At 60.3% G+C, this 24,790-nt stretch carries 25 protein-coding genes; 6 read left to right on the top strand and 19 right to left on the bottom strand.

Annotation, left to right across the window (positions count from 1 at the left end):
- Positions 1-46: 46 nt before the first annotated feature.
- From HUK73_RS19285 to HUK73_RS19275, 3 genes are read left to right on the top strand one after another with little or no spacing between them, the layout of a single operon-like run.
- Complete coding sequence (locus tag HUK73_RS19285) at positions 47-364, top strand: helix-turn-helix domain-containing protein (protein ID WP_176593488.1); 318 nt, start codon at positions 47-49, stop codon at positions 362-364.
- A complete protein-coding gene (locus HUK73_RS19280) occupies positions 354-2,060 on the top strand; it encodes a SulP family inorganic anion transporter (RefSeq protein WP_176593487.1) in 1,707 nt (568 codons plus the stop codon). The genes HUK73_RS19285 and HUK73_RS19280 overlap by 11 nt, the downstream gene beginning before the upstream one ends.
- Positions 2,061-2,083: 23 nt before the next feature.
- Positions 2,084-2,392 carry an alkylphosphonate utilization protein gene (locus tag HUK73_RS19275; protein WP_176593486.1) on the top strand — a complete coding sequence of 103 codons (309 nt, stop codon included), beginning with the start codon at positions 2,084-2,086 and terminating at the stop codon, positions 2,390-2,392.
- Positions 2,393-2,427: 35 nt separating this feature from the next.
- Here HUK73_RS19275 and HUK73_RS19270 read toward each other — a convergent pair whose 3' ends face one another.
- The 5 genes from HUK73_RS19270 to HUK73_RS19250 all read right to left on the bottom strand — a co-directional run bounded on the left by HUK73_RS19270 (position 2,428) and on the right by HUK73_RS19250 (position 6,162).
- Entirely contained in the window at positions 2,428-2,655 is a 228-nt protein-coding gene (locus HUK73_RS19270; RefSeq protein ID WP_176593485.1) for a hypothetical protein, read from the bottom strand.
- Between the two features lie 160 nt (positions 2,656-2,815).
- Positions 2,816-3,307 (bottom strand): GNAT family N-acetyltransferase, encoded by a 492-nt coding sequence (locus tag HUK73_RS19265; RefSeq protein WP_176593484.1) that lies wholly within the window; start codon positions 3,305-3,307, stop codon positions 2,816-2,818.
- Entirely contained in the window at positions 3,304-3,597 is a 294-nt protein-coding gene (locus HUK73_RS19260) for a DUF1778 domain-containing protein (RefSeq protein WP_176593483.1), read from the bottom strand. Before HUK73_RS19260 ends, HUK73_RS19265 begins: the two co-directional genes overlap by 4 nt.
- A gap of 267 nt (positions 3,598-3,864) precedes the next feature.
- A complete protein-coding gene (locus tag HUK73_RS19255; protein ID WP_218036660.1) occupies positions 3,865-4,965 on the bottom strand; it encodes a metallophosphoesterase in 1,101 nt (366 codons plus the stop codon).
- 297 nt (positions 4,966-5,262) lie between these two features.
- On the bottom strand, positions 5,263-6,162 hold the full coding sequence (locus tag HUK73_RS19250; protein WP_176593482.1) for a LysR family transcriptional regulator ArgP: 900 nt from the start codon (positions 6,160-6,162) through the stop codon (positions 5,263-5,265).
- Between HUK73_RS19250 and HUK73_RS19245 the strand changes: the two genes are divergently transcribed.
- On the top strand, positions 6,161-6,856 hold the full coding sequence (locus HUK73_RS19245; RefSeq protein WP_255326435.1) for a LysE/ArgO family amino acid transporter: 696 nt from the start codon (positions 6,161-6,163) through the stop codon (positions 6,854-6,856). The genes HUK73_RS19250 and HUK73_RS19245 overlap by 2 nt on opposite strands.
- A gap of 245 nt (positions 6,857-7,101) precedes the next feature.
- On the opposite strand, the gene HUK73_RS19240 is transcribed toward HUK73_RS19245, so the two are convergent.
- Positions 7,102-7,758: an FABP family protein gene (locus HUK73_RS19240; protein WP_176593481.1), complete on the bottom strand. Its 657-nt coding sequence runs from the start codon at positions 7,756-7,758 to the stop codon at positions 7,102-7,104.
- Between the two features lie 325 nt (positions 7,759-8,083).
- Here HUK73_RS19240 and HUK73_RS19235 point away from each other — a divergent pair, with 325 nt between their 5' ends.
- Positions 8,084-8,335 (top strand): type II toxin-antitoxin system CcdA family antitoxin, encoded by a 252-nt coding sequence (locus tag HUK73_RS19235; RefSeq protein WP_176593480.1) that lies wholly within the window; start codon positions 8,084-8,086, stop codon positions 8,333-8,335.
- Complete coding sequence (locus tag HUK73_RS19230) at positions 8,335-8,634, top strand: CcdB family protein (protein ID WP_176593479.1); 300 nt, start codon at positions 8,335-8,337, stop codon at positions 8,632-8,634. The genes HUK73_RS19235 and HUK73_RS19230 overlap by 1 nt, the downstream gene beginning before the upstream one ends.
- A gap of 236 nt (positions 8,635-8,870) precedes the next feature.
- Here HUK73_RS19230 and HUK73_RS19225 read toward each other — a convergent pair whose 3' ends face one another.
- From HUK73_RS19225 to HUK73_RS19170, 13 genes are all read right to left on the bottom strand, one after another.
- Positions 8,871-9,191: a hypothetical protein gene (locus tag HUK73_RS19225; RefSeq protein ID WP_176593478.1), complete on the bottom strand. Its 321-nt coding sequence runs from the start codon at positions 9,189-9,191 to the stop codon at positions 8,871-8,873.
- Between the two features lie 172 nt (positions 9,192-9,363).
- Entirely contained in the window at positions 9,364-10,194 is an 831-nt protein-coding gene (locus HUK73_RS19220; protein ID WP_176593477.1) for a 23S rRNA (adenine(2030)-N(6))-methyltransferase RlmJ, read from the bottom strand.
- Positions 10,195-10,836: 642 nt separating this feature from the next.
- On the bottom strand, positions 10,837-11,139 hold the full coding sequence (locus HUK73_RS26565; protein ID WP_218036659.1) for a hypothetical protein: 303 nt from the start codon (positions 11,137-11,139) through the stop codon (positions 10,837-10,839).
- A complete protein-coding gene (locus HUK73_RS19215; protein ID WP_218036658.1) occupies positions 11,118-12,710 on the bottom strand; it encodes an arylsulfatase in 1,593 nt (530 codons plus the stop codon). Before HUK73_RS19215 ends, HUK73_RS26565 begins: the two co-directional genes overlap by 22 nt.
- A 39-nt stretch (positions 12,711-12,749) precedes the next feature.
- Positions 12,750-14,618: a DUF3604 domain-containing protein gene (locus HUK73_RS19210; protein ID WP_176593476.1), complete on the bottom strand. Its 1,869-nt coding sequence runs from the start codon at positions 14,616-14,618 to the stop codon at positions 12,750-12,752.
- A gap of 15 nt (positions 14,619-14,633) precedes the next feature.
- On the bottom strand, positions 14,634-15,665 hold the full coding sequence (locus HUK73_RS19205) for a HupE/UreJ family protein (RefSeq protein ID WP_218036657.1): 1,032 nt from the start codon (positions 15,663-15,665) through the stop codon (positions 14,634-14,636).
- On the bottom strand, positions 15,662-16,597 hold the full coding sequence (locus HUK73_RS19200; RefSeq protein ID WP_176593475.1) for a peptidyl-prolyl cis-trans isomerase: 936 nt from the start codon (positions 16,595-16,597) through the stop codon (positions 15,662-15,664). Before HUK73_RS19200 ends, HUK73_RS19205 begins: the two co-directional genes overlap by 4 nt.
- A gap of 76 nt (positions 16,598-16,673) precedes the next feature.
- Complete coding sequence (locus HUK73_RS19195; protein ID WP_176593474.1) at positions 16,674-19,073, bottom strand: TonB-dependent receptor; 2,400 nt, start codon at positions 19,071-19,073, stop codon at positions 16,674-16,676.
- Between the two features lie 571 nt (positions 19,074-19,644).
- Complete coding sequence (locus HUK73_RS19190; RefSeq protein WP_176593473.1) at positions 19,645-20,673, bottom strand: sulfate/molybdate ABC transporter ATP-binding protein; 1,029 nt, start codon at positions 20,671-20,673, stop codon at positions 19,645-19,647.
- Positions 20,670-21,536 carry a sulfate ABC transporter permease subunit CysW gene (gene cysW, locus HUK73_RS19185; RefSeq protein ID WP_369805623.1) on the bottom strand — a complete coding sequence of 289 codons (867 nt, stop codon included), beginning with the start codon at positions 21,534-21,536 and terminating at the stop codon, positions 20,670-20,672. The genes HUK73_RS19190 and cysW overlap by 4 nt, the downstream gene beginning before the upstream one ends.
- Complete coding sequence (gene cysT / locus HUK73_RS19180; protein WP_176593471.1) at positions 21,506-22,384, bottom strand: sulfate ABC transporter permease subunit CysT; 879 nt, start codon at positions 22,382-22,384, stop codon at positions 21,506-21,508. Before cysT ends, cysW begins: the two co-directional genes overlap by 31 nt.
- 9 nt (positions 22,385-22,393) lie before the next feature.
- On the bottom strand, positions 22,394-23,428 hold the full coding sequence (locus tag HUK73_RS19175) for a sulfate ABC transporter substrate-binding protein (protein WP_176593470.1): 1,035 nt from the start codon (positions 23,426-23,428) through the stop codon (positions 22,394-22,396).
- Positions 23,429-24,095: 667 nt separating this feature from the next.
- Complete coding sequence (locus HUK73_RS19170) at positions 24,096-24,707, bottom strand: alginate export family protein (RefSeq protein ID WP_369805571.1); 612 nt, start codon at positions 24,705-24,707, stop codon at positions 24,096-24,098.
- Positions 24,708-24,790 lie beyond the last annotated feature (83 nt).

The following is a 24,790-nucleotide window of genomic DNA, read 5'->3' as shown; positions in this document are numbered from 1 at the left end:
CTATAAAAGATTGTAATTTGATGTTTTATACATCATGTAGGCGCTCATGATCACGTCTCAACAAATGCGGGCCGCGCGAGCCTTGCTCGGTATCGATCAACGCCAACTCGCCGCACTGGCAAGCGTATCCCTGCCGACGATCCAGCGGATGGAAGCATCCGATGGGCAGGTGCGAAGCGTCGTTGAGACATTGGTGAAGGTGATCAATGCGCTCGAGGCGGCAGGGATCGAGATCATCGGGGAAAATGCCCCGAGCAATGGCGCAGGGCGCGGCGTCCGTCTCAAAGATTCCACTGCCAGCCGACAGCCCCGGCGCGTACCGTCGGTCCTGTTCGATCAAACGGCCGAAGACGATGCATCCTGATGGGCGACTGATCGCTTTCACGCCGAAGCTGATCACGGTCCTGCACGAGGGCTATTCGATCGACCGGATGCGGCGCGATTGCGTTGCCGGCCTCACGGTCGCAATCGTCGCGCTGCCCTTGGCCATGGCGTTGGCAATCGCGAGCGGCGCCTCTCCCGACAAGGGACTGGTCACCGCTGTCATAGCCGGTTTCCTGATTTCAGCCCTTGGCGGTTCGCGAGTCCAGGTCGGTGGGCCGACCGGCGCCTTCGTCGTCGTCGTTTTCGGTGTCATTGCACAGCACGGCTATGACGGCCTGCTCCTTGCGACCCTGATGGCGGGCCTCATGCTGATCGTCGCCGGATATTCAGGCCTGGGCAGCCTCGTGCGCTTCATTCCCCAGCCGGTGGTCACGGGTTTCACGGCGGGCATCGCGGTCATCATCGCGTCGAGCCAGGTGAAGGATTTTCTCGGCCTGTCGATGAGCCATGTGCCAGCCGACTTCCTGCCCAAATGGGGAGCCTATTTCGCTGCGCTCGACAGCATCCGGATCGTCACTCTGGCGGTGGGCGCAGGGTCGCTGGCGCTGATCATCGCCCTTCGCAAATGGGCGCCACGGTTGCCGGGCTTCCTGATCGCCGTTGCATCGGCAGGAGCGGCAGTCGCACTCTTCCATCTCCCCGTCGAAACGATCGGGTCGCGTTTCCCTGACCTGCCCACCGGCCTTCCCGCTCCGGCGTTGCCGGACCTTTCCCTCGCCAAGCTCCAATCGGTCGTTCCGTCCGCATTCACCATCGCCTTTCTCGCCGGGGTCGAAGCGCTCCTCTCCGCCGTCGTGGCCGATGGCATGATCGGTTCACGGCACCGGTCCAATCAGGAACTCGTAGGTCAGGGGATAGCGAACATCGCGTCGGCACTGTTCGGCGGCCTGCCTGCGACGGGGGCCATTGCCCGCACTGCGACCAACATCAAGGCCGGCGCGATCACGCCCATGGCCGGCATGATGCATGCGCTGTTTCTGCTCCTGTTCATCCTGTTCGCCTCGGATCTCATGGCCTATGTGCCGCTGGCGGCGCTTGCGGCCATCCTGTTCATGGTTGCCTGGGGCATGAGCGAACATCATCGCTTCATCCAGTTGCTACGCATGCCCAATGGCGATCGCAGCCTGTTGCTCTTGACTTTTGGCCTGACCGTTCTGGTCGATCTCACGGTTGCCATCGGCGTCGGCGTGACGCTCGCCTCGCTGCTCTTCATGATGCGCATGAGCCAAACGGTGGAGATTGCAAACGACAGCGGCAACGGCGCGCTATCGTCCGAGGAGGAAGGGGAAGATATCCACCAGCGCGATGCGCTTCCCCCAGGGGTCGAAGTATTCCGTATCGAAGGACCGGTTTTCTTTGGCGTCGCGAACGAATTGCTCGACACGCTACGACGGATCGGGCCTCCGCCAAAAGTCATTATTCTTCGCATGCGGCGTGTGCCCCTCCTCGATGCGAGCGGCGTGACGACGATCGAGGAAATCGTCCGGCAAGCGGCATCCGCTGGCACGCAGATCATAGTCTCAGGCATCCAGGCGCAGCCCATGGCGATGCTAAAGCGGGTTTCACTGGGTCCGGCGGACCGGCGTGTGATCATCAGCGATGATTTTCCTGAGGCCCTGCGCGTTGCAAGAGCGATCGCCGGTGCTCCAACGGCTGCGGCCGAAAAGCTAAACTGATCGACAACCAGATGAATTTCGAAATGAACCCAACGAACGACGACCATGTCTATGATGAAGCTTCGGGTGAGTGGATCTCCGCGGAAGAGGCTGCCGCGAAGGCCCAGGAGGCTGGCCAAGTCGAAGTACGTGATTCCGCCGGCAACCTTCTGGCGGACGGCGATAGCGTCATCACGATCAAGGACCTGAAGGTCAAAGGCGCCGGCCAGACGCTGCGTAAGGGTACCGTGATCAAATCGATCAGGCTCACCGGTGACGAACAGGAAATTGATTGCCGCTATGAAGGCATCAAAGGCCTGGTCCTTCGGGCCGAATTCGTGCGCAAGCACTGATATAGGATAATATTTGAGAGTGCGGTGAGGTCGGATCAGTCACGCTTCAGGCTGACGAAAACCGGCGCGAGCTTTTCTCGGTAGGAGGCCACGCCCTCGCACACTTCGGATCCGGCGAAGGCGAGGGACTCCGGCGCAGTCGAAGTGTCGAAGGCTGAGGCAGCGTTGCGTAGCCGCTTGTTTGCGCTGTATTTCGTCCAACCCATCGCATCCTGTACGCTTGCGCACGTCGGTGTCCCAGCCGACGTCATGATACGGCTCATATTCTCATTTCCACATACGGCGAGTCTCGGTGCTAGGTATCTGGAGATGGAATGACCGGGAATGGCGCTTTGCCACCTATCGTATCTGGATCAACACAACAGAAATAGCGCTATTCACTCTACCGCGAATCATCATCGCAAGATTTTGGATGTGCAACAATCAAGCTGCCGCTTTCAAATCGGAGAGCGGAATCATGAGCGTCATTTCGTTGGTAGGCGATTGTAGGAAACCGCACCGCAGGTAAAATTGCTTTGCATCTTCGCTGATTGCATGGACTATCATCCCCCGGACACCAACGAGATCGGCGGCGGCAATCACCCGGCGGCCAGCATCGCAAATGAGAGCCCTTCCAAAGCCTTTGCCCTGCTTGGCTTGGTCGATCGCCAGGCGAGCCAAGGTTATAACCGGAATAGGATCGGGCATATTTCGGCGGAGGCGTCCTACGGCCTCTGTGCAGGCGATCGAACTAGACGCCAGCGAATAATAGGCGACAACACGCGCGTCATCGCACAGGACAAAAGTCCTGCTTGCTCTGCTCTCATGATTGGCACGCGCGCGGCGCCTGAGCCAATCGTCCAGCGAAGCTGTACCGGATATGAATTCGTCTAGCAGATGACCATCATCAAGCGGCACTGGAGCGACGATCGTCACTGGGACTCCCAAGGTGCGGGCGTTTGCATCGTCTTGCGCAGCTGTTCATTCGCTTGCGCGGGGCGATCGAGCATATCCAAAAACTCGCTATATGCTTCCGGCGACACCGAAATAACACGTTGATCGAGGATGGCATCTTCGGCCGCCTGCTTGGACGCAGCAATCATGAAATCGGAGCGCGTACGGCCAAGCATATTCGCCGCACGATCAATCAGGGACTGCGTGTCCATTCGAACACGCAGATTGACGGCCTGGAGCGGCGTTTCCGAGGAAGCTGTTGTACGTGGCATGGGTTTAGTCCTTTACACCTCTTCTTACCATATCAGATACACGGTGTGTATCTATTTTTGCGACGCCGGATAGGGATGTATTTCTGGATCGGGGAAGCTGAGTTTGGACATTTAACGGCGATTAATGGCGTAATGCAGCCGTTTCCGCCTTCGACCCATTGCGGACGTCTGAGAGGTAATTACGGCTTCCCAATAGTATCGCCGTTACCTGCATTCAGATCGCCTGCCTTGAATGGACCTTCAACTGATCGTTTGCCGCGGCATCGTTCAGGAGGCGCGGCGCAACGTTATGCGCGTCAACTCCGATGGACGCCCCAGTCGCATTGCGAAGCCGGGCCAGATACCGGTTCCGTTGTTCACATAGAGTGTCATACCGTCTACGGCATAGACGCCCGAAACAAAGCCCGCATTGCCAAGCGCAACGAGCCGATCGAGGCCGGGCATCATGCCGCCATGGGTATGACCGGACAACTGCAGCGCCACACCGCGAGCGGCCGCCTGCCGCGCTGCGCCGGGCTGGTGATCGAAGAGCAGGATCGGCACGCCTGAGGGCGCAGCTTCCAGCGCGGCTGCGAGGTCCGGCGGGGGCATGCCGGTCGCATGCGCCGAGCGATCCGTAACGCCGGCGAGGACAAGTCGATGCCCCATCCGCTCAAGCACCACGTGGGCGTTCTCCAGGATATGCATGCCCATGCTCGTGAAATGCCGCATCCACTCTTGGTAGCCTAGGAAATATTCATGATTGCCCGGGCTCATATGTACGCCGTCCCGTGCGCTCAGCTGTCGCAGCGGCTCGACATCCTCCCGGCGCATGGCGAGGCTGCCGTCAATGACGTCGCCAGTGATGGCGATCAGATCCACATCCAGCGCATTGGCTCGCTCAACAAGGTGGCGCGTCCAGCTGGCTGGAAAGAGGCGACTGATATGCAGGTCAGTCAGCTGCAGGAGCGTGTAGCCGTCGAACTTTGCCGGAAGGCCGGGAATAGCGATGCCGACGTCCTTAACCGGCGGGACTCGCACCGCGTTTGCCACCCCCACGGTCGCGAGGATCATGGCGACTGCCGTCATGCCCCAGCGGACGCTAAGAGGAACGACCGCGCTTGACCCGCCTAGCCAAAGGCCCAGCATTACCACATCCAGCAGTAGCTGCAGCGCCGCCAGAAATAGGATCGTCCCGCCCGCCCAGTTGAAGAGGAGGATGATCGGACGGGGGAACTCGGGCGCAAAGACTGATCCGGAGGACAGGCGGCTCCACAGCATGAACTGCGAGGCAAAGAGCATCAGCAGCGCGACGGCGACCTTCGCAGCCAGCGCGATCGGCAGGGACCACAGGAATTGGACGATGACCAGCAGGGATGGCAGAGCCATGATGAGATAGGGTATGGCACATGCTCCAACGTCGTCGGCGATCGGGAGCAGATAGGGCCGGCGCTCCGCCGATCAAGATGGCGGAGCGTGTATCAGTGCCGCCATCCAAGATCGAGGCATGTCGCATTGAAGCAAGGCGCTGTCCGTTTGGACGCCGTTCCAGCGAGGCATCACTGGAGCTTGTTCGGTCAGTGCCTCAACGAACCCCTACCTCGACATCTGGCAGAAAGATGCAGAGAAGACCGATAGCCAACCGCCTTCTTCAGAGCCAAAGCATGTGAACAGCGGCCCCGACGATCAGCCTGACTGAGTTAGCCTCAATCTAGCTATGCGTCGAACCGCATCCGTCAGCGTCTTCAACGCCGAGGCATGAAGCCTCGTGACCGTCCAGTAGAGCTTGACCTGAAGCGACGTGCCGGGGGTCAGCTCAGCCAGCAGGCCCTGCTCAATGCGCGGACGCGACAGCATGACAGGGTGCATTCCCCAGGCCATGCCCTCGAGCGCGAAATTGAGAAAGCCGAAGGTCGAAGGCACCAAGTGCATCGGCGCGTCCAGTTCGATTCCGTGCTTCTCCTGCGCCCATCGCGCCTGCAGCCCGTCCCTTCGTTCGAAGCGCAGACAGGGCGCCTGGCGCAGCGCCTCTTCGGTCACCCCGTTTGGAAAATGGCGGGCGACGAAATCCGGACTGGAGCAGGCCTGGTATTCCAGGCCGCCCAGTTCGATCGTTCTGCACCCCTGCACTGCGCCAGGGTCCGCCGAAACAGCCGCGACCACCTCCCCGGATCGAAGCCGGTCGGCGGTGTGCGCCTCGTCCTCAATGATGAATTCGAGCAGAAAGCCGGTATTGCGGGCGAAGTCGGCCGCCGCCTCGGGAAACCAGGTCGCGATGCTGTCCGAATTGACGGCGACCTTGAGCGTGACGGGCGCTTCAGACCCACTCGCCGTAAGCGACAGCGATGGGGCCAGATCGGCCTCCAGAAGCTGGACCTGATCGACATGCGCGCAGAGGCGCCTGCCAAGGTCGGTCGCGGAGCAGGGTTGCCCCCGGACAATCAGGATGGTGCCCAGCCGTTCCTCCAGCGCCTTCACACGCTGGGACACCGCCGAAGGCGTGATGCCCAGCCGTTCGGCCGCTCGCTCGAAGCTGCCTTCCCGCACGACGGTCGCAACGGCGGCAAGGGCGGGATAATCAAGCATGATGAAGCGCTACTTCATCAGGATTAGAAGAACAAGTTTTCCTGAATCAGATGAACAGGCCATAGGCTGCCTGATGACGAACGCTCTTCCCACTTTCCTCACCGGCTTTGCGATGTCGGCGGCACTGATCATGGCGATCGGTGCGCAAAATCTCTTCGTCCTACGACAGGGGCTGAAACGCGAGCATGTGGGGCCGATCGTGCTGTTCTGCGGGAGCGCGGACGCAATCCTGATCGCATCAGGCGTCAGCGGCGTCGGCGCGCTGCTGGGTGCCATGCCGCAGTTGACCTTCGCCCTTACGATCGGCGGCGCGCTGTTCCTAAGCTGGTACGGTCTCAGGGCCTTCCAGCGCGCGATGGCGCCTGAGGCGATGCCGGTGATGGCGCAGGGCGGGATCACGCTCGGCCGTGCCCTCGGCGCCACCGCCGCCTTCACCTTCCTCAACCCGCACGTTTATCTCGACACGGTGCTGCTGATGGGAGCGGCAGGTTCGGCCCATCCGGCGGCGCTGCGCCCCGTGTTCGTCGCCGGAGCTGCGAGCGCAAGCATCGTCTGGTTCACCGCCCTCGGCTACGGCGCGCGTATGCTGACGCCGCTGTTCGCCCGGCCAGCCGCATGGCGCGTGCTGGATGCGATCGTGGCGATCGTCATGCTGACGCTGGCGGCATCTCTCATCACAAGGGCGGTCCAATGAACTACACAGAATTCCTGCCGAGGACGGCTGCGCCCGCTGACGGGTCGCCAAAGCCGAAAGGCATACTGCAGCGGCTGTGGGTCCAGATGGTCGAAGCCTCAGACGTCGCCGTCCGGCACCACTATCACGCGCCGTGGGAACGAACCGACGACTGATCGCGCCCAGCTTCTGCCGCCGATCTTTTGTGGTCGTTCAGGCGTCAAACTCTGCTTCTCGGAAGCGGACATAGCCCCGCATCGGCCGCATCAGCGCGGTTTCGCCCGTCGGTCCAGAATCTGCTTGAGAGGATTGGGTTTGCCCGGCGCCACACGCCTGAGGGTATTCGTATCGTGATGGTCGAACGGCTCAGACCTGCCGTGGACGATAAGAGTGGTGCGGATATCATAGCTCCAGCTATCGTTGCCATCGAAGCGGATATCGATCCGGTATGCATCCGTTCGAAAACCATATTCGAGGAAGGCGGTCGAGCATATCCCATCCTGCGTCTGTCCGCGTGTCGCGACCAGCGATAGATTATCGTCGCCAGCCTTGGCTTGGCCTGCGGCCAGCGCGACTTGCCCACGTGGAATCGCCAATGTCTGCAGGATCAGTCCGGTCGCCGGTTCCCAGAGCCAGTAACCGACCTGATCGTGAAAGGTGATGTCCTCTTCCTTGGTCGTGATATGGGTGTGGTATCGCAGGCCGTAGAAAAGCTGCGGGCCGTTGGTTTGCGGATCGATCGCGTCGAACGAAACACGCTCAATGAACACACGCCGCTCGGGAGCGTCGGCTTTCGGGTTGATATCGATGCCCTTATGGGCCTCCCAGCGACCGGCAAACCTCGCAAGTGGCCCCAGATTGGCGAGCGTGTCAGGATCGACGCCGGTCGGCTCGGTAAAAATATCGTGAGGAAACGGGTTCATCGACTCTCCCCGGAGAAAGGTTGAAATCCAGAATATAGGGCTTGATCACGGTCCACCCAAGGCAATCCCGCCGATGGTTCATCACCGACCCATCCCGGCCGCTTAACTCCCAATTTTTCGCTTCCAGGTCCGGTCGGTCCGGTTTTCCATCTCGTATGTCCAGGAGTGGCCGCTTACAGTCCGGCAAGTTTCGAACGCAGAAAGGGAGAAAGCGGCTAATCGCGGTCGAAAGTTTGATAACTGCGCTTATGTTTCACGGTCTGACAAGGTTGACGGCCCTGCCAAAAATGCGCATATATGTGCGCATGAATTTGAGGAGGCTCTGATGGGCAGGCACGAGTATGATTTGGCGACGCAGGCTCGCAAGCCGACTAATGTGTCGCTGGATATAGCGCTTGTGGCTGAAGCAAAGCGGCTGGGCATCAATATTTCCCGCGCTTGTGAGGTCGGACTGACCGAGCAGATCGCCAAAGAACGTGGCCGCCTTTGGAAAGAGGAAAATGCGTCTGCGCTGGAAAGCTCGAACAGCTATGTGGATCGTCGGGGTCTGCCCTTGGGCCAGTATCGTCGGTTTTAATGGCCAAGTTTGATGTGTATCGGCAGAAGCTGGGCGGATGCCATGTGTTCGATTGCCAGGCCGACCTTTTGAATGATCTTAATACGCGTCTGGTCGTGCCGCTTCTGCCGATCGGTGAGGCACCCAAAGCAGCCATCCGCTTGAACCCAATTTTTGATGTGGAGGGTGAACGGCTGGTGATGGTGACGCAGTTCGCTGCCAGCGTTCCGGTTCGTGAATTGGGCGAGGTCGTACAATCCCTCAGCCCGAAGCAGGATGCCATCAGCGCCGCGCTGGATATGTTGATCGTCGGCTTTTGAGAAGGGCGTTTGCAGGTATGGGCGGGCATCGCTGTCACGATCCTACTTTCCATCAGCGCCGTAGCGATGTGGGCGTAAAAGTCGCCGGGGGACGACCATTCTCAGCCATTCATCACCGAATTTGCGGTCCCGAGGTGCGGACCGACCGCTTTTCCAGTGCGTGAGCGGGCCGATGGCACGATATTGTCCGACTAAGTCTATATCTGCGTTGGTAGGAGCGCACGATTTCCGTCCGCTTAATCGCCGTTGGCATCGACCATGAATATAATGGGCTTGCCTCGCGACGCCGGATCCCACCCTGCCGACAATGCTGCCCGCACGCCGCGCGAAGCAATCGCGCCGTTGATATGCAGACGCCCTTTCGGCAATCCTTTCATCAGGCGCTTTGGCGCCGGAAATTCCAGCACGGCTTGACGCGGCATGTCTTGCTGACGCAGGGAAACCGTCATTCCCTTCCAGCCATCGGAAGATGACAACTGAGGTTCGCTGAGGAGTTCCCAATCATATTTGAAACCGTCGATCTCGACAGTGCCGCTGCGGCCGGGTGTATGAAGCATGACATGCCTTTAGCATGCCAGTGGCCGCACTCCACCCATATCTCGCGCGCGTCGCCTGATACTCGGCCAGTTCCTTGAGGCGCGGCGAACGCAGCCAGATTGCCTGTGCAGGCGGCCTCCCTTAAAGCCCGACAATTCCCTCTCCGAGAGAAGGGTAGGATGTGGGTTTATCTTAATCTCCCAGCCAACCGGATATGATCTCGCCTTTATGCCCTTCGGGTGCCAACGCCGCGCGCAAAGCTTCTAGCAGGGACGGCAGCGCCTGTGTGAATGCGTAGGGCGGATTGACGATATAGAGGCCCGCGCCGTTATAGATGCCGGGCTGCTCGCTATCATATAGCCAATGCTCCACCACCAGCAATTTCGGGATGCCGAGCTTGCGCAACTGCGCCTTCCACTGCCAATGCGTGGCCCGGTCTTTCAGCGGATACCAGATCACCGTCACGCCATGCGCCCATTTGCGGTGAGCGACGGCTAGGGTGGCGGTGATGCGCGCGCGTTCGTCCGGTTGCTCGAAGGGCGGGTCGACCACTACCACCCCGCGCGCGGTGCGGGGCGGCACCATAGCCAGCCAAAGCTCGTAGGCGTCGCGTTCGTGCACGGCCGCGCTGGTGCCCCGCATCACGCCACGCAGGGTATAGGCGTCCTTCGGGTGCTTTTCGTTGAGGATCAGGACATCCTGCGGGCGCAAAAGCTGCGCCAGAAACCGCGGTGAGCCGGGGTAAAAGAGCGGTTCGTCACCCACATTCACCGCTTGTACGGCGGCGCGGTAATCATCCAGCAAGGGGTTCGGGTCGGCAAAGGCCCGCAGCACGCCCCCCGCGGCCTCGCCGGTGCGTTGAGCTTCGTCACCGCCAAGGTCGTACAGTCCGCAGCCGGCATGGGTGTCGATCAGAGTCAGCGCGCCCTTCTTGTGCTGCAAGGCCCGCACCAAGGCAATCAGCAGGCTGTGCTTCACGACGTCGGCGCTGTTGCCAGCATGGAAGGAATGGCGATAATTCATTGTGGTTCAAAATCCTGATGGTCGGCCTTTAATCGAACTGCTGGACCTTGTGCAAAGCGAAGTTATGCCCACGCCGGTATTGCTGGGCGCGGAAGCCGACCGCGAGGCGATTGAAGCAATCCGGTGCTCGCATAGAGTCGGGCAGAAACCTCCAAGGCGCTTCGGCGCAGGGCCCCAGCCCGCGTAATCGATCGTCACCGGAGGCGGAGGCCGACCCATTACAGACGCTCAGCGGCTGATTTCTCGCTCTCAGCAGTGGACAGGCTGCTTTTCCATCTTAGGTACCTAAGACTGGTCGATTCCGGTCCGACCGGTTTGGAAAGACAACGGCAGCAGAACCGCTATTCGCCGGTGCTGGCTGCCATCGGTAGGTGCCGCCCCTTTGTCGCCATTCCCGCGCGAGTTTGCGATGCTTCAGAGCGGCCATTCATAGCATTATCATCACTCGGTTACGACATTAAGGTGCTTTCAAAGTGTCGTGTCGATCTGATCATAGAATGTCTTGATTTAGCCCGATCATGCAGGCGCAAGACAGATCGAAAGCAATGGACCGCTCTCTGGCCGTCCATTGCTCCTCAAGCGCTCAAGCGCGATAATGATCACCAGCTTCCGGTCCCCGCCGAATGAACGGCGGATCATCCATCACTGACTTGAGCCGGAATGCTGCGAGAGATTGCGCGCCTCGTCTGTCACGGTCTTCCGCTCGCCCGTCCGGTGGATCCTGCCATTCCGCACATCATCCCAGGTAATGAGCGGGTAAAGCTTGTGTTCCTGGGCCTCATTTTCGAACAAGGCCCGCAACTCCGCCACCTTTTCCGGATAGCGCTTGGCGATGTTCAGGCGCTCCGTGTAATCCTCGTTCAGATTGTACAATTCCCAGGCGTTTTCGTCGAACGGCTTGTCGCCGTTGGGACTGCCGGCAATCAGGCGGTTCGGATAGGGCAAGGCGGCCTTCCAGCCATCCTTGTAGATAGCCCGCGATCCAAAGATGTAATAATGCTGCACCCGATGCCGTGATGCGGCCTTGGCGTCGTTGATCGAATAGGCCAGCGATATGCCCTCAATGGGTTGCTGCGCATTCCCCCGATACGCTCCGGAGCGTTCAGTCGCAGCAGTTCCAGGGTCGTAGGGAGAATATCGATGACATGGCCATATTGCGTGCGGACTGAGCCATTGTCCTTGATCGCCCTTGGGTAGGAAATGATCAGCGGGTTACGGGTGCCACCCTCGCTATTGGCATCGGACTTCCAGAGCCGGAATGGTGTGTTCGCTGCCTGAGCCCAGCCCAGCGGATAATTGCCTTCGACGCTGGCGGCCGTACCGATCTCGCCGATCCTGTTCAGATTATAGGCGAGATTTTCCTGTGCGCTCAGCGGCTTGGCGGTCAGCGGCCGATCGATGTCGCCGTTCGGCGTGCCTTCCTTGCTCGCGCCGTTATCGCCGACGATGACGATGAACAGCGTGTTGTCGTACTGGTTGATCGCTTTCAGATGATCGACAAGCCGGCCGATCTCATGGTCGGTATAGGTCAGGTAACCGGCATAGACCTCCATGAAACGGGCGTAGAGCTTCTTCTCGTCGGGCGAAAGCGAACTCCATGCCGCAATGCTCGGATCGCGATCCGGGAGAATGGCATTGGCGGGAATGATCCCCTGACGCTTCTGCTCGGCAAAGACCTTCTGCCGATAGACGTCCCAGCCCGCTTCGAACTTCCCTTTATATTTGTCGCTCCACTCGGTGGCCACCTGATGCGGCGCGTGCGTCGCGCCAGGGGCGTAATAGAGGAAAAACGGCTTGTCGGCCGCGGCTTGTTTCTGGCGGTCGATATAGCTGATGGCCTTGTCGGTGATCTGCTCGCTCAGGTGCCGGCCGTCAGGTTTCACATGCGCCTGGTCTTCCACCAGGTCCGGCTTGTACTGGTCTGTCTGTGATCCGAGGAAGCCGAAGAAATGCTCAAAGCCCTTGCCCGTCGGCCAAAGATTGAACGGCCCCGCATCGGTCGCATCCTCATCCGGTGTCAGTCCATATTTGCCGACCGCGAAGGTGCTATAGCCATCGTCCCGCAAAATTTCAGCGACGGTGCCGGCCTCGGAGGGAATATGGCCGTCCCAGCCCGGAAAACCGGCCGAGAGGAAGGTGTGGGAAAATCCGGACTCATGAACAGAAGAACTGTTCCTGCCCGTCAGCAGCGCCGCGCGCGTGGGCGCACAGATCGCGGTCGTATGGAAATTGGTGTAGCGCAACCCCTGCTGCGCCAACTGCTCCAGCGCTGGCGTGCTGATGCCCCCGCCAAAAGCACTTGAGGCGCCAAAACCCACGTCATCCAGCAATATCCATACGACATTGGGTGAACCGGCCGGCGCCCGGACCGGCTCAGGCCACCATTCTTTGGACTCAGCCAGCGTTCGCCCCACGGTGCCCTGATAGAGCTGCTGTTGCGGCTGCGCCTGAGCCTGCCCGGCGAGCGACAAAACAGAGGTCAACGCCGTCAGCGAAAGCAAAATCTTACGTGTCATTGTTCATTTCCTTCGATTTCAATCGCGGTTTGGAGCGCCTCAGGAGCGGTGGGGCGAATACCAGATGGGCGAGGACCAGGCGCGCTGCTGAATGGTCGCGGGCACATCCTTGGGCAGCGGCAGGCCATATTCGATGGCGCGCAGCGTCGTCCAACGCGGGGTCGGGATTTCAAGCACGCGGACATAATAGACCGCCTGCTCCTCCGGCCTGAACGACGGATCCGTCCAGACCGTGGCGAGCCGCGCGGCACCGATACTGTTGGCATAGGCCCCGGTCTTGCGATCCACTGTGTCGCCGATCGCGGGGAGCTTGCCGGTTTTCACATCGACCTGTCGCGCACCGGCCCAGGCGACGTCGAATATGCGCTCCTGCTGCTTGCCTCCCGCCTGCCAGAGCTTGATGATCTGGATACGGTCGAGATTGCCGCGTTTCGGGTCCTTGACCGCTTCGACCGCGAAGGAGGGTGCCTTGGCTCCGGCGGCGGGCAAGTCGCCGCCCATCGGCACGCCCTTTTGATAGGCCGCGTGGACCCAGTTCGCGCCCTTCTGCAACGCCGGTGAAAAGCCCCAGCCGCCGAAGAAGCGCAAGCGGATATGGCTGCCTGACGTCGCATAGGTCTCCTTGCGGCGCAGCGCGGCGAAGATCGCTTCGCGGGTGTTCGATTCAGCCCAGACCCCGGTCAGCGCCGCCGGACTCAGCACCTGCGGGGCGAGGGCTGAGTTGGCGGGCTGGCTGCCGACGCCGATGTCCGATGCGGCGGCATCCTTGTTTTTCGCCTTGCCCCCGCCCAGATTGGCCGCGGCAACGCCGCCATATTCCTCGGGCGAGTTGACCGAGAGGCCGGAGTGAAGATCCCCCGAACCGGTGGCGCCGTCCTTATAGGGGTTCACCCCGATCTTCGACTGGATGACCAGTCCGCGCCCGAGCGCATCGCGCCAGTAGGAGCCCTGCGGCTTGGAGGGCACATTGCCGAGCAGGAGATGGTCGAAAATCTCATAACCGGCAAATTCATCATTGCCAGAAAGCGCCGGGTGGGTTTCCGACGTACCCTTGTTCTGCGCGATTTCCGACACTGGCTCATTGGCGGCGCGCAGTTCGGCATAGGCTTCATCGATCGGGCGGCCCTTGAGCGTCGTCCAATCGTACATCAGGCCGTTCGACGCATTGCCATTGTGCGGGATGGCAAGCGCCTCATAGCCTTCGCCCCGGATTTTCGAGAGCCAGGTCCACAAATCCTGCGGGTCGGTCGAATCCTGCGCCGTGAAGGGTGAAGGCGCATCATTCCCCCGGAAGATGACATTCCGGTGGAGGTTCTGGCCCGACGGCATCGAAGTCCACTCATAGGCGATGAAGCTGGTGAACTTGCCCGGCTGATAGGCGGCGTTGGCGGCGGCGATGTTGCGCGCCCAGGCAGAGGCCGCGACCTTCTCATTCTCCGGCCCCAACCGACCGCCGCTCAGTAGCGCAACGATCTTGCGGAAATTTTCATAACCACCGACCTTGGCCAGCTTGCCAATCTCGGAGAGCGAGAAGCTGCTGTTCGGGTCTTCGAGCTGGTTGAACACGCCGATATTCTCGGAATGATCAGTCACCGCGAGGAAGTCGAGCGGCTCGCTGCGGCGGATCGGTTGGCCAAGATAATCGATGGCGCTGCCCTTTGCGAAGGCATAGGCCTGCTCAGGCGTCGTCTTCGTGCCCATCAGCATATAGGCGTCGAAACTGTTGGTGGTGTGAAGATGGAGATCGCCGAAATAGGCATCACGATCCGGGTTGACCTTGACCGGACCGCCAGCGCCGGCCTTCGCCACGGCCTGTGCTGCCTCCGCGTGCGAACCGAAACCGACGATGACATGCCAGGCAAGGGGTGCCGCCGCAGCGGCAAGAAGCCATTTCACGGGTCTTTTCATGGACATTATCCTCTCTCAGACGATGGCGTCGAGCGCGGTGTGGAGGCGCTCAAGGAACCAGAAGGTGGCGAAGGAGCCGATTGCATAGCTTGCGGCGGTCCATGCGAGGCGCGATGTCGCGACGGGCCAGCGCAGGCGGGAAAGCGCCCAGAGCAAGGCGGAAACAACGGCAACGAAGATCAGCTGCCCGATTTCGACGCCGACGTTGAACAGGAACAGCGAGGCCGGGATATTATGTTCCGGCAGGCCAATTTCCTTGAGCGCCCCGGCAAAGGCGGCGCCGTGCAACAGGCCGAAGCCAAAGGCGACGATCCATGGACTCCGCTGGGTGATGCCGTCCTTGCCGCGTTGCTTGCGCACCAGCTCGACCGCCAGGAACAGGATCGAATAGGCGACCATGGCTTCGATCAGTTGCGGATTGACCGAAACCAGCTTCAGCGCGGTCAGCGCCAGCGTGATCGAATGGGCGATGGTGAAGGCGGTAATCGTGCGCAACAACTGCTTCCAGCCGCTGCTGAGCAACAGCAGACCGAACACGAACAGCAGATGATCGATGCCGGTCAAGATATGCTCAATGCCGAGCTTGAGATAGGCTGGCACCGCCGCGCCCGCATGCGCATTGATCGCGAAGGCGGGGTATGCGGGAGTCAGAACGCGCTGCTCTTCTTCCCCATTTTTCAGGTGAACGAGGACCAGAGTGTCGGTGATGGTACGCTCAAGGCCATCGATGCGGACCTCGCGACCATCCAGGCTACCGCCTTTCAGATCGACGGCATTCCAGCGGCGCAGCTCGAAATTCTCCGCATTTTCAACCCTGTCGGGCGCCCGCTCGATCAGGCCGCCCTCGATGCGCGGATGGATCGCGACCGCAAGCAGGCCGATCGACGGTTGCTTCCACAGCACGTCCAGCTTGCCGTCGGCGCGCTCCGTCACCTCCAGATAGGCGGGCCGGACTTCATGTGCATCGACCCGGACGGTCAGGATGACGAAGGCCGCAAGCATCGCCGCCGCCCAGACCATCAGTGGAAAGAGGTGGCGGGAGATCATGGCCGATCCCCGCGCTTCACAGTGTAGCGCGCGAGCAATTGCCGGTAGGCTGCATCGTTGCGGGTCAGCCGGTCCTGTTCCTGCCATGCCATCAGCGCGTCGGCACGGGCTTCGCTGAACGAGCGGCTCCGGGCGGGTGCGCTGTCAGTCACCCGGACCGCGTGCCAGCCAAAGCCTGATCGGAACGGCCCCACCCACTGGCCCGGCCTGGCGGCGAATATGGCGCGGGCGAAGGCGCCGTCACCAAATAATCGCTCCACATCATCCTGCGCCATGCGCGCGACGATCTTGGGACCGGGGAACTCATCACCTGCGGAAGCCGCTTCGCCATGTCCCAGCTTTGCGACGGTCGCGGTGGCAAGTGTCCGGGCAGCGCCCTCCCCGCGCTGGTCGATCGCGAAATAGCGCTGGTCAAAGCTGCGCCGCGCGGGCTCCGCGAAAGACGCGGCATGGGCTTCGAACCAGCGCCGCAATTCGGCGTCCGACGGCGTGCGCGGCGTCGCCATGTCCGCCTGAAGGAACTGATATTTCTGCGCAAGCCGGCGACGGACGATCTCATCATTTCGGTCGAGGCCCAGAGCCAGAGCCTCCCGCAGATAAATCTCCTCCCGCACGCTGTTGTCGATCATCGTGCGCAGCTGGGCCAGTGTAGGCATGTTGCCATATTGCTGGACATAGCTGTTCTCGATCCGCGTCACGTCGGCTGGAGCGATGGTGATGACATAGCGCTGCGACCGCGCTTCCAGCCAATGGGCGACCGCGAAGATCAGCACGCCCAGGATGACGAAATGCGTCAGCGGCTCGCGCAGCAATGGGCGCAGGCGCGCGGCGATGCGTTGTCGGCGGCTTGGGCGCGGGTCCGCAGCTTCGGACGGCGACTGCGCCTGTCCATTTGCCACAGCTTCGCCCTCGGCTTCGAAACTCCTGTACATGAAAACGCCTCCCCCCTGGGCTTTGTAGCGGAATGGATGCGGGCGCCCGCCTCTGGCGGACGCCCATGGCCAAGGATCAAAGCTTGGCGCGGAAGGTGGCGCCGAAGGTGCGCGGATCACCGACCACTGCGGTAATCAGGCCGAAATTGCCGCCCGACCGAGTGATGTAATAATTTTTGTCGGTCAGGTTCCGGACCCAGAAGGAAAAGTCGTAACGCCCGCCGACCGTCCGCAGGCCGATGCGCCCGTTCAGAAGGCCATAGCCGGGAACGACACCGTAGACGGAGTTCGTTGCGCTCGAGTTGAAGGTCGAACGGTGGAGATAGTCGGCATGGCCATAGGCTTCGAAGCCGGTGCTGACAGGCTGGGTCACATCGGCGCCGACCGACCAGGCATATTTGGAAACGCCCGGCAACGGCGTGCCCGACAGATCCTGTACCGGATTGACGTTCGGATTATTCTCCGGCGCGTTGGGCGCATTGGCGTAGGTTACATAATGCGCATCGGTGTAGGCGAAGGAGCCAGTGAGCTGGAACCAATCGCTGGGCTGATAGGCGACGTCCGTTTCGAAACCCTGCGAGCGCACTTCCGGAATGTTGTCGATATATTGGATGAAGGTCGTGGCGCCGGACGCGCTTGGCACGCTGATGTTCGCCTGATAATCGTGAACCTTGGTCAGGAAGCCTGCGGCATTGAAGGTCAACGATTTGTTGAGGAACTGGCTCTTGAGTCCGATTTCGAAATTGTCGACCTTTTCGGGCTTGACCAAGGTGTGACCGATGCCGCCCGCCGTCACATTGAGACCGCCCGACTTGTTGCCGCGTGAATAGGTGGCATAGATGAGGGCATCGGGCGTGACCTGATAGGCCAGCGTAACGAGGCCTGAGAGCGCATCCGCCTTGTCGGCGGTCGAGAAGCTGAGGTCACTCACCTGAAACTGGGCCTGTTGCGCCGCCGTCAGCAAGGATCGGTTGCCCGCCGTGCCCGGAGCAAGGAAGCGGCTGAACGAACCGGTCTTGTCCTCATGCGTGTAGCGCAGACCGGCGGTCAGCGTCAGCGGCTCGGCTAGGTGCACATCCACCTGTCCGAACGCCGCGAAGCTCGTGGTGCGCGGGTCTGAATAGCTATTGACCTGTAGGCCGGTCGTCGCCGCCGCGACATTGGCGACGGTCGCCGTCGGGGTGGCACCCGGCAGGTTATAAGCGGCGAAATCCTTGCCATATTGCGTTTCGCCATAGCCTCGCACGACCTGCCAGAAATAATAGAGCCCGGCCTGATAATCGATGAAATGCGTACCGTTGGACGCGACGCGCAGTTCCTGGCTGAACTGCCGCTGATAATTGACCTGCTGTGCCTTGAGATTGACCGAAAGCGCCAGTGAGTCGGCATCATTGGCCGGATACCAATCCCACCAGCGATAGGCGGTGATCGAGGTCAGGGTGACGGGTCCGACGTCCCAGTCCGCCTGGCCGGAGACACCATAGCTCTCCATATTCGCCTGATAATGCGAGTTCGAATTGCCTAGGCGCGCAAACGCGCCATAGGTCGGCAGAGTGTAATTGAGCCGGGCGGCGCGATCGATGATGTTGTTGCTGATGGTGGTGCCGTTGGCAAAAGTCGTGAAATAGCCATCGAGCAGGGTGAGGATATAGTTCTGCTTCTGCCTGGCATAATCGCCGATTAGGCGAACCTTGAAATTCGTCGAAGGTGTCCAGAGCAACTGGCCGCGAACGGAAAAATTGTCATAGTCCCCGGCTTTCGAATTGTTGTAAAGATTGGTGAGGAAACCATCGCGGTGCGTGTCGGCAATGGTCAGTCTGACGGCGAGCTTGTCGTCGATCAGCGGTGCGGAACCAGACACGCGAATCTGATGGTAGTTCCAATTGCCGAGCGTCGCCTCACCAGTTAGTTCCGGCGTGAAGCTTGGCAGCTTGCTGGTTACGTTGATCGCGCCAGCGGTGGTGTTCTTGCCGAACAGCGTACCCTGCGGCCCGCGCAGCACCTCGATCTGCTGGAGGTCGACAAGATCGAACTGCGACTGGCCGGGGCGGCCATAATAGACGCCGTCGAGATAGAAGCCGACACCATATTCAAGCCCGTCGACCGCGAAGGAGGAGTTTGCGCCAAGACCGCGAATATTGATGTTGGAATTGCGAGGATTGGTCGACACCACCTGTAGGCTCGGCACCTGTTGCTGAATCTGGTTGATCGAGAAATTGCCGGTCTTTTCGAGCGCTTCGGAGTCCATGACGCTGATCGCCACCGGCACAGACTGAGCGGACTCCACGCGGTGACGCGCTGTAACGACGATGGGCGCGAATGCCTCATCATCGACCGCAGCGACATTTGCTGCCGAAGCATCGGCCTCAGCCGCTGTCCCGGCCGCATGGGCAGGCGCGGAAATGGCGGGAGCCAGTGCGGCAAGCGCTGACGAATGAAGCAGAAGCGCGGATCGCGCTGAAATTGTAACGGACATTGGAAATCCCCCGGAACCTTGTGAATTGGACGCGCGCCAGCATCGCGCCGTTCCCTTTCGATCGGGGACGCCGACAGTTGCAGATCGGCAGACTCCGATCTGCGCATGAACGCACTGGAAGGCACCGCCGCTTTACGGCGGAACCGATCGCCTCAGTTGGCTCGCCTGAAGGCGAGGAAAAGGGGCCGGATTCCATCTCGGACGCAATCCATGCTGCCCTGCCCTTGAAACATAAGCGCGGCTTGCGCGCCTACGGCTCAGGTCACTGTGTCATATTGATCAAATTGCGCATCGTTTCGCCTCATCTTCAATAGAGAGGGAACACGATACCTGGCGATGTCGCCCCCAGCATCGCGCGCTTTAGCCGTTGGTATCGCGGAGCAAGCTGCTTCCCATTCAAAAGCCGCGGGCTGGGATCCCTGTAATGCGCGAACTGGCCCAGCCTCCAGTGCCGCACGGTGTATTCTCTACTTATTTTATCAACAAATAAGGGCAAACAAGCTTTGCTTGCCCAACCCGTAGCTCGCCTATTATTCGCTATCGGATGGCCCGCGCGGCCGGGCGATATCGCCTAAGGATAGAAGAGTGCCTGCGTCGGCGTAAAATACAGGATCTGGCCCTGCGCCAGACCATCCGCAGATGAAAGATCGAGCAATATAGGCCACTCAAGACCGTCGATCTGCCCTTCGATCCGAACAGCACCATTGCGCGGGCGCAATTGTGTGACTTTGAGCGCAATGCCATTCTGCGGATCGGCCATCTCCACATCATGGGGCCTGAACAGCAGTTGCCCAACCCCATTGCCGTTCGCGCATCCTGAGCAGAGGATTTTGCCTTGGAAAACAGCCTGTCCCTGGGAGATCGTCACCGGTAGTTCGTTGGATTCACCCACGAACCGGAACACGAAAGCGCTAGCCGGTTCATTGTAGATATGGTCAGGCGTTGCGACTTGCTGGATAATGCCATCGTCCAACACGACAACCTGGTCCGCCAATTCCAGTGCTTCGTCCTGATCATGGGTCACGAAAATCGATGTCAGCCCCATCCGGTCATGAAGCTCGCGCAACCAGCGCCGGAGATCCTTGCGAACCTTGGCGTCCAGCGCGCCAAACGGTTCGTCTAGCAGCAACAGCCGGGGTTCAACAGCCAGCGCGCGGGCCAGGGCCACCCTCTGCCTCTGTCCACCGGACAGCTGGGAAGGATAGCGTCGTCCCAATTCGCCAAGCTGAACCAGATCAAGTAATTCGGCCACTCGCGCATCGATGGCGGCGTGCGGGGGACGATTGCGCCTCCTCCTGACCGTCAAGCCGAATGCGATATTATCGGCGACCGTCATATGCCGGAACAAGGCATAATGCTGGAAGACAAAGCCGATCTGGCGTTTTGAAATCGGAAGGTTGGTCACCTCTCCCTCATCGAAAAAGACCGCCCCTGTGTCGGGGAATTCGAGGCCCGCAATGATCCGCAACAAAGTCGTTTTACCTGAGCCTGAGGGGCCAAGCAGCGCCAGAAATTCGCCGGGACGCGCGTCAAGATTGATATCGCGAAGCGCGGAGAATGCGCCGAAGCGCTTGCTGACATTTTCGAGCCTGATGCTCAATGGCGCGATCCCTTGCCATGATAGTCGTAACGCCACTCAAGGACTGTCTTGAGAGCCAATGTCACCAGCGCGAGGAGAACCAGAAGCGAGGCGACGGCAAAGGCTGCCACGAAATTATATTCATTATAGAGGATCTCCACATGCAGGGGCATGGTGTTGGTTTCGCCGCGGATATGGCCGGATACGACTGAAACCGCCCCAAATTCGCCCATCGCCCGCGCGTTGCACAACAGAACCCCGTAAAGCAGCGCCCATCGGATATTGGGCAGGGTGATGTGCCAGAATGTTTGCCACCCCGATGCGCCAAGGGACAGGGCAGCCTCCTCATCGTCCCGCCCCTGCTCGACCATCAGCGGGATCAGCTCTCGCGCAACGAAGGGAAAAGTCACGAACAGCGTGGCCAGGATCATGCCCGGCACGGCAAAGATGATTTTGATACCATGGCCGGCCAGCCAGGGTCCCAGCCAGCCCTGCGCACCGAAGATCAGAACGTAGATAAGCCCTGAAACGACCGGTGAGACCGAAAAGGGAAGATCGATGAAGGTACTGAGCAGGCCTTTGCCGGGGAAATCGTACTTCGTGATCGCCCAGGAAGCCCCCAGCCCGAACAGGATATTGAGCGGCACGCTGATTGCGGCGATCAGAAGCGTCAACCGGATCGCCGCCATCGTATCCGGCTCCGCAACTGCTTCAAAATAGGTCGCCACGCCCCGGGAGAGCGCCTGCGAAAAGACGGCCAGCAGGGGCAGAAGGATGAACAGACCCAGATATGCCAGTCCGACCGCCAATAGGAGGAGGCGGACAAAGGGCGATTCAGTGGTGCCCCGATTGCTCATCGGTTCACTGCCATCCTGCGACTCCAGAGCTGGAGCAGGTTGATGAGAAAGAGCATGCAGAAGGAAGCCAGCAGCATCACCGTCGCTATGGCCGTCGCACCCGCATAATCATATTGCTCCAACTGCGTGATGATCAGCAGCGGAGCGATTTCCGTCTTATACGGCATGTTGCCGGCGATGAAGATGACCGAGCCATATTCACCGACCCCGCGTGCGAAAGCGAGCGCGAAACCGGCCAGCAGCGCTGGCAGTATCGCAGGAAAAATGACACGGCGGAATGTCTGGAAACGTGTCGCTCCCAGCGAAGCGGCCGCTTCCTCGATATCCTTTCCAAGGTCGGACAGAACCGGTTCGACGGATCTGACCACGAAGGGCAGGCCGATAAAGGCCAATGTCACAAGGATGCCGAGCCGCGTAAACGCGACCTTTATCCCATGGGGTTCGAGAAATTGTCCGATCCAGCCCGTCCCGCTGTAGAGGGTCGTAAAGGCGATGCCCGCAACGGCTGTCGGCAGCGCAAAGGGAAGATCCACCAGCGCATGGACGATCCGCTTCCCCGGGAAAGTATAGCGGACCAGCATCCAGGCGATCAGCAGACCGAAAAAGCCATTGATCGACGCAGCCCCCAGCGAGGCGCCAAAGCTCAGCATATAGGCGGCGACCGCCCGGTGCGACAGGGCCACTCGCGCGAAATGGTCCCAGCCCATGCCCGCCGTCTTGATGAAGACAGCAGAGAGAGGGATGAGAACGATCAGGGACAACCAGGTCAGGCTGAGGCCGAATGTCAGACCGAAGCCAGGAATGATGGACGGCTCCCGAAAGCGGCGCGGCGGTTTGTATCGGCTTTCGATCCGGTCTGAAGCGATTGCAACCATGCGCCTTACTCAACGCCTGCTTCGGGCGAAGATGGTGTCGAACACACCACCATCGTCGAAAAACCGCTTCTGTGCGGCGGCCCAGCCTCCAAAATCCTTGTCAACGGTCACCAGTTTCATCGTGGGAAAGGTGCCGGCATATTGCGTCGCTACCTTAAGGTCGCGCGGCCGGTAGAAATGGCTGGCGACGATCTGCTGTCCCTCCGGCGTGTACAGGAAACGAAGATAGGCTTGCGCGAGTTGCTGCGTGCCATGTTTCTTCGCATTGCCTTCCACGACCGCAACGGGCGGCTCAGCCAGGATGGAAATGGAGGGGGCGATGATCTCGAACTTGCCCGCGCCCATTTCCTTAGTGGCGAGGAATGCCTCATTTTCCCAGGCCAGCAGGACATCGCCTATGCCCCGCTCGGCGAAAGTGGTGGTTGCACCCCGCGCCCCCGAATCGAGGACGGGGACATTGGCGAACAGCTTCGCGACATAGTGCTCGGCCGCCGCGTCGGACCCTCCTGCCTTGCGGCCATAAGCCCAGGCCGCGAGAAAATTCCAACGGGCGCCGCCGCTGGTCTTTGGGTTGGGCGTAATCACCTGGACGCCCGGCCTGATCAGGTCACCCCAGTCGTGGATGTCCTTCGGATTGCCCCTGCGCACCAGAAAGACGATCGTCGATGTGTAGGGGGAACTATTATCCGGAAGCCTTGCCTGCCAATCGGCGGGAATGAGCTGCGTCCGTTTCGCGATGGCATCGATATCATAGGCAAGGCCCAGCGTCACCACATCGGCCTCCAGACCATCGATCACGGCGCGGGATTGCTTCCCCGATCCGCCATGACTCATATGGAAGCTGATCTGCTGGCCGTGACTTGCCTTCCAGGAGCGGGCGAAAGCGGTGTTCACATCCCGATAGAGCTCGCGTGTCGGATCGTAGGACACATTGATAAGCTGGCGGGGTTTGCCGTTATCACCTGAGGGTCTGCCGGAGCAGCTTGCCAGCAGTAGAGCGCTCGACAGCGTGGCTATGATCAGGGGCAGCTTTGCATAGGCCATTCCCGACTCCCACATTCTCTAAGATCATGGTGGACGTACTGTTTCTCGGGCTATTCCTGATCCTTCCGAAAATGCGGCCCTGTGGTGCCGATTGCGGGATCATATACCGTTCCCCCCAAGGACGCGACAGTTGGCGGAGGCCGAAGCGAACAGGTCGGCATAGTGAGCGCTTCTCCAAAGACTGGGCAACGTCGAGTCAGAAGCTGTCGAGCAGTTCCGGTCGATTTCCAAATATCTATGAAGTGGCTTCCTGCAGCTTCGTGATCGGAAGCAGGGGAGGTATGCGGGAGAGCAGAATACTCCATGCTCTGCAATCGCTCAACCGAGCCTGCTCCAGGGAAAGTTTTCAACCATGTCGGCAAGGCAATAAAGACCTAGCGCGATCAAAGCGATGGCCACGAGAGCCGTAACCACTGCCGTAACCAATCTCAACCAAGCGCCTCGGGCCATGTTGCGGCCTCCTGACGGCGTTCATCCCCGTTCCTGGCGGCCAGTCCGCCTCAGCATCGCGGAGAAAATGAATATATCACATAGCGGCCAGTGAGGAAATTGACCGATCGGTGACGCCTTGTCATGTCCGCTTACGCTGCCCACCAGGCGCCGAATAGCCGGGAAACACCGCAACTTGTGAACTCATGCAGGCAGGAGCGAATTGAACGCCATCGGATCAAAAGCCGGCGGTCAGATTGAACGAGGTATAACGCGTCCATTTTGCGGAAGGCGCGTTGGGCGCTTCCGTCAGGAACTTCCCCTTGGCGAGCGCCACGCCATCAAATTCGAAGCGCAGGCGCGAGGGGATGATCCAGTAGCGCACCCGCGCCTCGATCTGATGCCCGGCAAAATTGCCTGATCGCCCGCTGCTGTCTCGCACGCCGGTTGTCGAAAAGGCGTCAGTGCGCGACGCCAGCCACATGGCCCGATAGACGGCGAACCAATCCCAACGCTTGTCGGGCGCCGCCTCCAGCCTCATACCGGGCGTCACGATATTGGCCCGGCCCACGGCATTATAAAGCCCAGCCGGGACAAGCTCAGCACGACGCATCCCGAACAGCGTATCGAACCGGCCATAGCTGCCGCCCGCTCGGTCGCCGCTCGCCCGATCGAACTCGACCGACAGGCGCGGTTTCCAAGGGCCGGGGAAGCTGTAGCCGGCATCGGCATGGACAAAGCTGGCGCCGACCGACTGCCGCGCGGCGGTGGGAGCGAGCGATGCGCTGATGCTACCGGTCTGGTAAAAGGCTTGCCCAAATTTGGCGGGGTTTGAGCGCGCGCTTTGCACCCACTTTGCGCCCGGCGTTCCACGTCACTCGTTCGCGTGCGGCGGGATCAAATTCTGATAATCCCATGACACTTCTCCTCGGG

Origin of the sequence: Sphingobium sp. EM0848 (assembly GCF_013375555.1) — a bacterium.
Classification (GTDB): Bacteria; Pseudomonadota; Alphaproteobacteria; order Sphingomonadales; family Sphingomonadaceae; genus Sphingobium.
Note: the sequence above shows the minus strand (reverse complement) of the source record. Positions and strands in the feature narration are given on the sequence as shown.